Source organism: Shewanella carassii, assembly GCF_019670705.1.
GTDB classification, from domain to species: Bacteria; Pseudomonadota; Gammaproteobacteria; order Enterobacterales; family Shewanellaceae; genus Shewanella; species Shewanella carassii.
The window spans coordinates 3,495,738-3,507,166 of record NZ_AP024618.1 but is presented as its reverse complement, the minus strand read 5'-3'; the positions used below and the strand labels follow the sequence as shown (position 1 = coordinate 3,507,166).

Sequence of the window (11,429 nt, the reverse complement as noted above, 5' to 3'; positions counted from 1 at the left end):
GCGATAATAGTGCCAGACTGCAACAAGGCCGCAAACGGGTAAAAAGCGGGCGGCGAAGTCGGGTGAAGCTCTTCGCCGCCCTGAGGCAACTCAAGGGGCAAAAAATACTGACTTCTGGCTGACGCTATTATCCAGTGCATCGGCCTCAAGCACTGTAAACAGCAGATTGCTGCGGCTGTTGTCAATTTGCGCCACGGGCACAGTCAGGGTCAGCGGCAATTCATACTGCTCGCCGGCGGCGATGTGCACGCGATTGGTCGACAACTGATAGGGCAGGGCACCGCTGATCTCTATTTTGTATAGTTTATCTTGCTGGGTCTTATTGCGTATTTTCAGCAGATAGCTGTTTTCTATGCCGTCATCCAGGGTTTCCCGGTATAGGCTTTGGCGGTCGCGGATCACATTGAGCGTGATGGGATCTCGCGAGTAGATATCCAGCCCCATGGTGCAGAGTATGGCCAGCAAGGCGGCGCCATAGCCGATAAAGCGTTTGCGTTGCCACAGTGGTGGAGTTTGCCCGTTCAGTGATTCTTCACTGGTATAGGAGATGAGCCCGGGGCGATAACCAAACTTGCTCATGGTCTGATCGCAGGCATCGACGCAGGCGCCACAGTTGATGCACTCATATTGCAGGCCGTTACGAATATCTATCCCGGTGGGACACACCTCGACGCAGAGATTGCAATCGACACAGTCGCCAAGCTCTGTGGCTTGTTTGCGCTTTCTTGGGCCGCGGCTTTCACCCCGCTGGGCATCATAGGTCACTGTCTTGGTGAAGGAATCGAACATGGCCGATTGGAACCTTGAGTAGGGGCAGCAATGCAGGCACATCTGTTCGCGCATCCAACCGGCATTAAGATAGGTACACAGGGCAAAAAAGTACACCCAGGCGCTGTCCCAAAAACCGGCGGAGAAGGTAAAAATCTCCGGATACAACTGCTTGGCCGGTACAAAGTAGGCGATAAAGCCACAGCCGGTGAGCAGTGAAATCAATATCCACAACAGATGTTTGCCGCCGCGTTTGCTGGCCTTACTGACAGTCATGGGCGAAGCGTCCAGCTTGATCCTCTGGTTACGGCTGCCTTCCAGCTTCTCTTCTACCCAGGCGAAGCCGAACGTCCAGGCAGTTTGCGGGCAGAGATAACCACACCAGACCCGGCCCCAAAACAGGGTTACAAAAAACAGGGCAAAGGCGGCAGCGATAAAGAACCAGGCCAACAGGGTAAAATCCTGGGGCCAGAGGCTAGCACCAAAAAAGTAAAACTGTTGATTGGCCAGATCGAACCAGATCGCTTGCCGCCCCTGCCAGTCGATAAAGGGCAGTAACAGAAACAGGGCTATCAACAGGGCGTTGAGGCCACTGCGCCAGCGCTGAAAATAACCGCGTTGGCTACGAAAGTGGATTTTACCGCCTTGGTGGCTGCTCTTCTTGTCTTGGGGGGAGGGGATAAAAGTGACCGGAATCGCTTCCGATGACTGTCTTGCCTGTTGAACCATGCTACTTCCTGAATTGTGACTGACACACGCTTAACTAATGGCAAGAGGTGTGCCAGTTCAAATGCAGGATTAACTTGTTGATTTATATCTAATATTTGTTTGGGGGCATGGAAATTAACTCACGACATAGCGTGATTTGGCGATATGTCGTGACTTTTTACGCCTTGAATCCCCTGTGATGGCTTTAACTGCCCTAGCGGCGGATCCCCAGCTTTTGCATCCGCGATCTCAGGGTGCTGGGAGGCAGCCCCAGACTGCTGGCCGCGCCCCTTGGACCGGATATTCGCCAGTGACAGGCGTCCAGTGTCGCCTTGATATGGGCCGCTTCCACTTCGGCCAGGGTCTGACCCACGGCCGGCAGCGGCGTATCGCTGGGCAAGGGGGCGAGATGCAGTATCGGCTCGCGGGCAAGGATGGCTTCCCGCTCCAACAGGTTTTGCAATTCACGGACATTTCCCGGCCATTGATATTGCATCATCCGCCGCAGACTATCGCCATCAACGCCCGCCAGCGGTTTACCCAGTTTCAATGACAGACTCTTGAGCAGCTGTTGCACCAGCTCGGGGATATCTTCCCGCCGCTGTCTCAGTGCCGGGACCTTGAGCGGAAAGACATTGAGTCGGTAGAAGAGATCCATCCGGAACAGACCTTGTTCCACCCGCTGCTGCAGATCGTGGTGAGTGGCGGCGATCAGTCGAATATCCACCTTAATACTCTCGCTGCCGCCAACGCGTTCAAACTCCTGCTCCTGAATGACCCGTAGCAGCTTGGACTGGGCCTCCAGACTGAGCTCGGCCACTTCGTCGAGGAACAGGGTGCCTCTATGGGCCAGTTCGAAGCGCCCCTTGCGCCGCTGACTGGCACCGGTAAAGGCGCCTTTCTCATGGCCGAATAGTTCGCTTTCCAAGAGTCCGGCAGAGAAGGCGGCGCAGTTGACCGAGATCATCGGCTTGTCTTTGCGGCTGCTGAGTCGGTGCAACTGGCGGGCGACCAGCTCTTTGCCGGTGCCATTTTCCCCCTGGATCAACACGGTACTGTCGGTATTGGCCACCAGGCGCAGCTGTTTGAGCAGGGTTTGGATCATCGGGCTGTTACCGGCAATCTCCTGGGTGCCCGTCTTGTCTTCCAGCTCGGCCTGCAGCCAGGAGTTTTCCGAGGCTAGCTGTTCCGATAGCGCCTGTACCTGTTCCAGCGCCTGACGCAGCGACAACTCAGTCTGCTTTTGCAGACTGATGTCACGAAATATCGCTACTACGCCCTTGAGCTTACCGTCCTGCCACACAGGCGTGGAACTATAGTGTACGGGAAAGCAACTGCCGTCCTTGCGCCAGAAGACCTCAGTGGTGATTTCTCTGGCTTTGCCGTCTTTGAGTGTCTGATAGATGGGGCAATCTTCGTGGGGATAGGCGCTGCCATCCGCATGGCTGTGGTGGTGAAAGTCGTGGATCTTGCGCCCTAGGAGCTCGGCGGTGCTCCAGCCGGTCATCTTCTCGGCAGCCGGGTTGATAAAGACTGCATTACCTTTAAGATCAAAACCATAAATGCCTTCACTGACGGCATTGAGCAAGAGGCGGTTTTCGGGTAAAAAGCTGTTTGAGTCAGACAAGAGCGGCTCCTTCGGCACAGAGGACCGCGCCAGTATAGAGCCGCTTACCGGGCTTGTCAGTATGAAGGCACGATATATCGTGCCTTAAGGGTTGGCTTGAACATGAGTCAGCACCTTGAGCAGATCGTTGACCGTCAGGACGCTGGGCATCACGATTCCCTCGGGCACGGCCGGGCCATGGATGCGGTTATAAGGCACTCCGGCAACGCCCTGGGAGCTGAGATAGTTGGATACCGCCGGGTTGGGCTCACTGAGGTCGCCGCGCATCAATACAATATTCGGCTCGGCCAGCGCCCTGACTATCTGCTCCCGATGGAGCACATTGGCCTTGTTGGCCTGACAAATCAGGCACCAATCGGCACTCACATCGATGACGACTGTTTTGCCTTCGGCCACCAGAGCCGGGATTGCCTGGCTGTCTAAGGTTTGCCAATGCAGTTCCCGGTAAGCCTCATAATCTTCGCCGCGATACACAAAACTGACCACGGCGGCGACACAAAAAGCCATTCCTCCCAACACCAGGATCACCGCCATGGGGATCTTGGCGCCGCGGCGTTTTTTGATTAACAGCAGCACAATCACTGCTATCAGGCTGAGCAGAGCCAGCATGCTGAGAGTAAGTATCATCCGGGCCTCAATGGGGTTAGGGAGCTATAAGGGCGCCCAGTATAGTCAGCAAGCCTTAAAACTAATTGAAAATTGGCGGCTCGAAAGCGCTGGCTTCATAGAGTATATTGACCAACCTGTTGCGGATGGTACTTGTCTTTTGTGGGTCACAAAACAGGGCAAACTGGTGTGGGTTTCATCGAGGGGAAACAATGAATTGGAGTGACTGGGTGGGACTGGTGGCTATCTCGTGTTTGGGGGCCATGTCACCCGGACCTAGCCTGGCCATGGTGGTGCGTCACACCTTGGGGGGCGGTCGCAGCCGCGGTATCGCCTGTGCCTGGGCGCATTCTTTGGGGATAGGCGTTTATGCTTTTATCACCCTTTTGGGATTGGCAGTGGTGTTGAAACACACCCCTCTGCTGTTTAACGGCATCGCCATATTGGGGGCACTTTATCTCGCCTGGCTTGGGATTCAAGCGTTGCAATCCAAGGGCGGAATGCAGCAAAAACTCAGTGCCGGCAAGCCGACGGGCATGCTGACAGCGGCCCGGGACGGCATTGCCATCTCATTGTTTAATCCGAAAATTTTGTTGTTTTTCCTAGCCTTGTTCAGCCAGTTTGTTGCCGCTGCGGACAGTCTGCTGGGGCGAGGCATCATAGTCTTGACGCCTATGCTGGTGGATGGCCTCTGGTACACCCTGATAGCCTTCTTGTTGTCGCAGCCAAGGGTACTGCCCAAGCTGAGAGAGAAGGCACAGTTGATTGACCGCCTTAGCGGCCTAGTGCTTATCCTGTTGGCCGGACGGGTGATCTATTCCCTGTTTTGACCTTGAAACGCAATACGAACATAGTACTGTCTCCTCTGAACCCAATCAGGAGCTAGGCGCCGTGGTTTAAATGGACCGCTTGGATTGAGCTTGTTAATGGCAGAGAAGTTTGCCGGCTGAGCTTTCAAGGATTGAGCGCTGCCAAGATATTTTTCAGCTGTCTAAGGTGCTTGCTTGTACTTTTTCCTGGGATTGGTAACAGCCACTCGTGAGTGATAGAAAACGACTTTTGACTCGAGTGATAGTGAGGTCGTCAAATTGGCTACGGCTTTGTAAACCGCCAGGACTGAAAGAGAAGTAACAAATTGCTCGGTCTTAAAGCCAAGCCGGAAATGAAAGTGCCAGATAGCGCGGGGCAAATGCCCCGCGGCTTGTTATCAAAGGAGCTTAGAGCTTGAATTGTTGTACGGCATTATCGGTCGGCTCGGCCGCTTCTTCGCCGTTGACCACTGGGGGGTTGGCAATGTGATCTTCCAGGTTGTCATCCAACATGTCGCGATATTCGGCGGTAAACCACTCTAGGGCATTGGCTTTTTCGGCGCCCAGATCGGCAGACTTGATAGCGGCTTCAAAGGCGTTGAAGCGGGCGGCAGCAAATCTCAGGGCGGTGCCGACCTTGCCGACGTCGCCTTCTTGTTGGGTCAGCTCATTGGCCAGGGCGATAAACTGATCTGCTAACTGAAATATGGTGGTTTGGTTGTTGGCATCGGACATATTATATTCGCTCTTGCTAAGCCAAAGATTGAGGGCCGATTCTAACCTAAAAAGGCGCCGTGCCAAGGAAAAAAATGAACGATTGAGATCTGAGTCCCCGCCTTTGCTGGCAAATATTCCACCATTTTGGCAAAAAGTCGGCCAACCCCAGGCCGTTGCTGCTGTCACCCAGGTCAGTGTTCGTGGGTTATCTTGGCTTACTCCTCAATAGCTTGGCTTGCAAAACCGAGTCCAGTTCCTTCGAATATAGGCCACAGAGCCGATACTCGGCGCTTGTATCCCGCAGTCGGCACTCTTAAGCTATGACCTCTTTTACGCAGAGGATTATCACCATGGCGCTTCCCACTGACTGGCAGGCATTTATTGCCGCCGAACAACAGGCCCCTTATTTTCAGCAACTCAGTGAGTTTGTTGCCGCAGAGCGCGCCGCCGGCAAGGCCGTCTTTCCTCCTGAGGACGAGGTGTTCAGTGCCTTTGAACTGACACCGCTGGACAAGGTGAGAGTGGTGCTTATCGGTCAGGATCCTTACCATGGCCCAGGGCAAGCCCATGGCCTGTGTTTCTCGGTCAAGCCCGGAGTGAAGACACCGCCTTCGTTGGTCAACATGTACAAGGAATTGGCGACAGACATCCCCGGATTCTCAATCCCAGATCATGGTCATCTTGTGAGCTGGGCCAAGCAAGGGGTCTTGATGCTCAACACTGTGCTGACGGTGGAGCAGGGCAAGGCGCACTCCCATGCCAAGGCGGGCTGGGAAACCTTCACCGACAGGGCACTGCAGCTGCTCGATCAGCGTGAAGAACCGATTATTTTTGTGCTTTGGGGCAGCCATGCCATTAAGAAAGGTAAACTTATCAAGGCGCCACAACATAAGATCTTAAGTGGTCCGCATCCTTCGCCTCTTTCCGCCTATCGCGGTTTCTTTGGCTGTGGCCATTTCTCGGCCATCAACCAGCAGCTGAAACAGTGGCAGCAAGCCGAAATAGATTGGCAGGTTTAGAGAAGGGGCTTTTTCGCACTTTCTTTTAGCACTTTCCTTAGCTAGCGGGATAGCGGCTATTTCACAGTATCGAGCAGGGCCTAGGGCTTGCTCGATACTGCAGATTGAATTGCCTCAGACCTTGAACTGCGCCGTGGTGACCCCAAGTTGATTCGCCAGCCCCAACAAGCTACGGGTGCTGATGGCCACTTGGCTGATGGCGGTGCTGTTTTCCTCGGCCGCAGCGCTGAGACCGGAAATTCCCTTGGCCAGGGTAGCCGATACCGTCGTTTGTTCCTCTGCCGCCGTAGCCGTTTGGCTCATCAGTGCATTGAGCGTTTGCAACCGACGGCTAATATCTTCGACCGCTTCGCGCATGCCCTCGGCCTTCTCTGCGCTAGCGGTAGCCTCATCGCTACAGGTTTGACTGTGGCTGACCAGAGAGCCTGACTGGCGCTGGATCCCTTGTAGTACATGGCCTATATCCTGAGTGGCTTCCTGCACTTTGACTGCCAACTGACGTACCTCGTCGGCCACCACGGAAAAACCGCGACCATGTTCGCCGGCGCGGGCGGCCTCAATGGCAGCGTTGAGTGCCAGCAGATTGGTCTGCTCGGCAATGCTGTCTATCACTTCCAGCACAGTACCGATTTTTTGGCTGTCCTGCTCTAGCGAGTTAACCTCTTTATGGATCTCGGCAAAGTTGTTGAGGGTGACCTCCAAACTGGCACGGGTATGATCCAAGTTTTGCTTCAAGGTTTCGCTGGCAACCTGACAGGCGTTGACTTCATCGGCCGCGCGAGCCGTATTCTGACCCACTTCGGCGGCGGCATAGCTCATCTCTTCCACTGCGGTTGCCAGCATGTCGGTTTCCTTGGCCTGAAGCTGGATGCTGCAATCGGCCTGGGTGATGGCGGCAGAGTTTTGCTCCGCTACCGACTCCAGCTCCTGTCCCATACCTATGAGCTGGGCGATGATCTCCTTGAGCTTGTTTTGCATTCTGGCCAACCAGCTCATCAGATGGTTGTCGCTCTGCGCGACTTGCAGCGTGCTGGTGAGATCGCCGGAGGCGATGACTGAGGTGAGCTGACACATGTCCGTAGGTTCACCTCCCAATGGATGCAGCACAAAGTGACTGACCAGTTTGGCTGCCAGCAGCGCCAGTACTATGGCGCTGAGGCATACCATGCTCCCAATAAAAATCATATGCATTGCCGGTGCGGATACTTCGGCGGCATCGATTTCAGCCAACAACGCCCAACGAACCCCTAAGGCATCTATGGGAGCATAGGATGAAACCACAGGATTGCCTTTGTAATCATTGAGCTGCATGACACCGCTTTGGCCCTTGAGCGCTTGTTCCACCGCTTGGGTATCTATGCCATTTTGCCTGACTGTACCGGCAAATGAGGCTTTGACCGTGCGATTGACCGGGTCGAGAAAGGAGTCGGAGCGCATACGCTTGTCGGCGCCCACCAGATAAGTTTCACCGCTTTGGCCCATTCCTTCTCGGATTTGCATTACGGCATTGATCCTGTCGATGGAGAGCTGGGCGGCAACCACCAAGGGGCGGCCTTGGTATTCAATGCGCTTGCCAATAAAAGCGGCCGCTTCATTCCCCGAAGGAGCATAAGGGCTAAAGTCGGCCATCACAGCGGCGCCGTTGCCGTTGAGAGCGTTTCTAAACAGGCGGCCGAGGCCTGAGTCTGCATAAGGCCCGGTTTGCAGGTTACTGCCCCAGTCGGCTTCATGGGTCGCGGTATCTTTTACCAGACCTGAGTCTTCGATGATGAAAATATCGTAAAAGCCCAACTCTTTATTGAGGGCTTCTAGCATGGTGCGGGATTGGCTGAGACTGTTGAGTGAATCACTGTTTTGGATCACGGCGGCGATCGCATCCAGATTGTTGCCGAAGTTGGCAAACATGGCATCGAGCTGGCGCTCTTTGATCTCTCTGACCGCCAGCAGCCTGTCTTCGGCCTGATTATAGAGTTCTTTTTCCGCAAGCCAAGTGACCAGAGCCGTTGCCAATACTAAAGGAACCAGCACGATAAGCAGACTGATGAGTTTTATTTTGGTGGTAAAGCGCATGACTTGACTCCCTGTCGGGTAGCCGGGAATAAACAGCTACCAAATCCATTTTAATGTGGTGTGGTGCAGATACTTGATTGCTTAAAATTTAGAACAGTCGTGAGAGTCCGGCTAAATTTATTGGTTGAATTTTTGTCTTGGTATCAAAGCTAAGCAGTAACTTAATGATAGTTTTGATAAATCCAATTATCCCCTTGGAAGGTAAGCCAGTTACAAATCTTCTAATTGTGAACTCTATCCATTGCCAAGTTTGGTTGAGAAAGGTAAATTGCACCGCTATATATTTTTGTATATAACGGTTGCGGTGGGGACTTGAACATTGGATAGAAGATGTTTCATCAAGGGCAGTATGGGATTGGGGCTACTGGCCTGTTATCCCTGGTTGGTCCATGCTTCAGTGTTGAGTCCCACCGCACAAGAGTCATTGCCGCAGGCTAGAGATATCAAGCGGGTCGTCAGTGCCGGTGGGCCGGCAGATCTGTTGTTGCTGGCCTTGAGTCCGGAAAAGTTACTCGGTTACGCTCACCTCAAGCCGGATTTGCTGCAACAGTACGGCTTTGCTTCAAACCTGTGGCAAAAGCCCAGGCTTGGACGCTTGGTGGGGCGCAATGCCAGCCTTTCACTGGAAAAGCTGATGACTCTGGATGCAGATCTGGTGGTGGATTATGGCAATGTCAGTCAAAACTACCAGTCGATGGCGCAAAAGGTTGAGCGTGTCAGTGGTGTGCCATTTTTGTTGCTCGATGGCTCACTGGCCGATATTCCGCTGCAGTTGAAAAAGCTGGGACAGATCCTTGGGGTCCACGAGCGGGCTGACTTTTTGGCCAAACGCACGGCTGAAATCCTCAGTGATGCCAGAGAGTTCGGCCTTAGTCTGGGCGAGGCGCGGTCTTTTTACTTCGGCCGAGGGGCAAATGGGCTTGAAACTGGGGTCACTGGCTCCATTCATACCGAAGCCATAGAACAGCTTGGGCTTAAGAACGTGGCCAAGGCCGGTGACTATCGCGGCCTGGCCAAAGTCTCTCTGGAGCAGCTAATGGCCTGGGAGCCCGAGATCATCATCAGCCAGGATCCGGAGTTTATCCGTCATATACACCGAGACCCGGTCTGGGGCACGTTGGCGGCGGTACGTAACCAGCGGATCTATTGGTTGCCGAATCGACCATTTGGTTGGATTGACACCCCGCCGGGGATCAACCGTCTATTGGGCATGAGTTACCTTAGGCTGCTGTTGTCCGGCGCTGATGAGCGCGCACAGCAGGCACTGGTTAAGGATTTCTACCGCGATTTTTACCACAGTGAGCTGAGTGGAGAGCAGGCGGCCAATCTGCTGAGCCCCGAATGAACGACAGAATCAAATACCCGTTGGCAGCCGGGATCTGTCTCAGCATTCTCTGTTTTGCCGCAGCCAGTGGCCAGTATCCGCTCAGTCTGGCGCAGCAGGGGCAGGCGCTTTGGCATGCCATCGGTGGCGATGTGGCTGCCCTGGACAGCAAGAGCGTCAGTGTCTTCTGGCATTTACGACTGCCCAGAATTTTGGCGGCACTCATGATAGGAGCCGGTTTGGCCGCCAGCGGTGCCGCCTATCAGGGGATGTTCCGTAATCCTTTGGTGTCGCCTGATATTCTGGGCGTTTCCGCCGGGGCCGGTCTTGGCGCGGTATTGGGTATCTACCTAGATTTGCCGGTTTACAACATCCAGCTATTTGCTTTTATCGGCGGTTTGCTAGTGGTGGCTCTGGTCTGTTTGCTGGCGCGGCTCAGCCGCCAGGGCGATCCTGTGTTGGCTTTGGTTCTGGTGGGCATTGCCATCGGCGCCTTGTGCGGCGCCGGTATTTCGTTAATGAAGTTGTTGGCCGATCCCTATAGTCAGCTGCCGTCCATTACTTTCTGGCTGATGGGGGGATTGTCGGATATCACTCTGGAAGATCTCAAGTCTAGCCTGCTTCCTATGGCACTGGGGCTGGCGCCGTTACTGCTGCTGCGCTGGCGTATGAATCTGTTAAGCCTGGCCGACGATGAGGCTAGCAGTCTCGGGCTTAACATAGCGAAAACCCGGCTGATATTTATTCTGGCGGCGACCTTGCTGACCGCAGCGGCGGTTTCCATCGCCGGGATTATAGGTTGGCTTGGGCTGGTGGTGCCGCATATGGCTCGCCTGCTGGTGGGCGCTGACTTCAGACGCTTGTTGCCCATGTCCATGCTACTGGGCGCCTTTATGTTGCTGCTGACCGATACGTTGGCGCGCACACTGGCGCCGATCGAGTTGCCGCTAGGGATTTTAACCGCTTGTATCGGAGCGCCTTTCTTTATGTTTTTACTGTTAAGAGGCGGAGGCCGGGGCCAATGATTGCCTGCATGCAAGGCGTCTCAGTGGGTTATGCCGGTAAACCTTTGCTGTCCAATGTGCAGCTTTACCTGGCCGAGGCGGAAATAGTTTGTTTGCTCGGCTGTAATGGCAGCGGCAAGACCAGCTTATTGAAAACGCTACTTGGCTTGCTACCGCCGCTGGCCGGTGAGATAAAGATAGCCGGCAGGGAAATTCATCAATGGTCGCAGCGTGAGCTGGCGCAGCAGATGGCCTATGTGCCGCAGGCGCAGTTGAGCCGTTTTTCCTTTCGGGTGTTGGAAATGGTGCTCATGGGCTGCCAGTCGCGACTGGGGCCGTTTGCCGTGCCCGGCGCCAATGAGCAGAAGCGGGCGTTGGCGGCCTTGAAGCAGTTGGATATTGCCCACCTGGCCGATTGCGCCATGGATCAGATAAGCGGCGGCGAGCGCCAGTTGGTACTGATTGCCAGAGCCTTACTGCAATCGCCGAGACTGCTGGTAATGGATGAACCGGCTGCCAGCCTGGATTTCGGCAATCAAATCAAGTTGTTGGCCCAGGTAAAACGACTCAAACAGCAGGGGATCGCAGTATTGATGTCGACTCACCATCCACGTCATGCCGAACTGTTGGCCGATAGCGTGGCGCTGGTGGAACCCGGTCACGGCCTGAGGCAAGGTGCGGTGGCTGGTCAGTTACAGGTATCAGGACTGGCGCAGCTCTATGGCGTCAGTGAATCTGCTATTGCCGAGCACCTATAAGGGGTCGGCGGGAGCGTTA

The 11,429-nt window shown here is 54.6% G+C and carries 10 protein-coding genes; 5 read left to right on the top strand and 5 right to left on the bottom strand.

What is annotated here, in order from left to right; genetic code table 11:
- Positions 1 to 90: 90 nt before the first annotated feature.
- The 3 genes from ccoG to K5621_RS15920 all read right to left on the bottom strand — a co-directional run bounded on the left by ccoG (position 91) and on the right by K5621_RS15920 (position 3,730).
- Positions 91 to 1,497 carry a cytochrome c oxidase accessory protein CcoG gene (gene ccoG, locus K5621_RS15930; RefSeq protein ID WP_221049733.1) on the bottom strand — a complete coding sequence of 469 codons (1,407 nt, stop codon included), beginning with the start codon at positions 1,495 to 1,497 and terminating at the stop codon, positions 91 to 93.
- A 193-nt stretch (positions 1,498 to 1,690) separates the two neighbouring features.
- Complete coding sequence (locus tag K5621_RS15925; protein WP_245003098.1) at positions 1,691 to 3,103, bottom strand: sigma-54 interaction domain-containing protein; 1,413 nt, start codon at positions 3,101 to 3,103, stop codon at positions 1,691 to 1,693.
- A gap of 84 nt (positions 3,104 to 3,187) precedes the next feature.
- Entirely contained in the window at positions 3,188 to 3,730 is a 543-nt protein-coding gene (locus tag K5621_RS15920) for a thioredoxin family protein (RefSeq protein WP_100142233.1), read from the bottom strand.
- Between the two features lie 191 nt (positions 3,731 to 3,921).
- On the opposite strand from K5621_RS15920, the gene K5621_RS15915 reads away from it, so the two are divergent.
- Positions 3,922 to 4,539, top strand: a complete 618-nt coding sequence (locus K5621_RS15915) for a LysE family translocator (RefSeq protein ID WP_221049732.1) — start codon at positions 3,922 to 3,924, stop codon at positions 4,537 to 4,539.
- Positions 4,540 to 4,926: 387 nt separating this feature from the next.
- Here the strand turns inward: K5621_RS15915 and K5621_RS15910 are convergent, their stop codons facing one another.
- Positions 4,927 to 5,253 (bottom strand): DUF3144 domain-containing protein, encoded by a 327-nt coding sequence (locus K5621_RS15910; RefSeq protein WP_100142230.1) that lies wholly within the window; start codon positions 5,251 to 5,253, stop codon positions 4,927 to 4,929.
- 332 nt (positions 5,254 to 5,585) lie between these two features.
- Here K5621_RS15910 and ung point away from each other — a divergent pair, with 332 nt between their 5' ends.
- Entirely contained in the window at positions 5,586 to 6,254 is a 669-nt protein-coding gene (gene ung, locus K5621_RS15905) for a uracil-DNA glycosylase (RefSeq protein WP_100142229.1), read from the top strand.
- A 114-nt stretch (positions 6,255 to 6,368) separates the two neighbouring features.
- On the opposite strand, the gene K5621_RS15900 is transcribed toward ung, so the two are convergent.
- Complete coding sequence (locus K5621_RS15900; RefSeq protein ID WP_221049731.1) at positions 6,369 to 8,324, bottom strand: methyl-accepting chemotaxis protein; 1,956 nt, start codon at positions 8,322 to 8,324, stop codon at positions 6,369 to 6,371.
- Between the two features lie 319 nt (positions 8,325 to 8,643).
- On the opposite strand from K5621_RS15900, the gene K5621_RS15895 reads away from it, so the two are divergent.
- From K5621_RS15895 to K5621_RS15885, 3 genes are read left to right on the top strand one after another with little or no spacing between them, the layout of a single operon-like run.
- The gene (locus tag K5621_RS15895) at positions 8,644 to 9,669 is read left to right on the top strand and encodes an ABC transporter substrate-binding protein (protein WP_221049730.1); all 1,026 of its coding nucleotides are present in this window, start codon (positions 8,644 to 8,646) and stop codon (positions 9,667 to 9,669) included.
- Positions 9,666 to 10,673, top strand: coding sequence for a FecCD family ABC transporter permease (locus K5621_RS15890; protein ID WP_221049729.1), 1,008 nt, complete (start codon positions 9,666 to 9,668; stop codon positions 10,671 to 10,673). Before K5621_RS15895 ends, K5621_RS15890 begins: the two co-directional genes overlap by 4 nt.
- An 8-nt stretch (positions 10,674 to 10,681) precedes the next feature.
- The gene (locus tag K5621_RS15885) at positions 10,682 to 11,410 is read left to right on the top strand and encodes an ABC transporter ATP-binding protein (RefSeq protein WP_221049728.1); all 729 of its coding nucleotides are present in this window, start codon (positions 10,682 to 10,684) and stop codon (positions 11,408 to 11,410) included.
- The last annotated feature ends 19 nt before the right edge of the window (positions 11,411 to 11,429 follow it).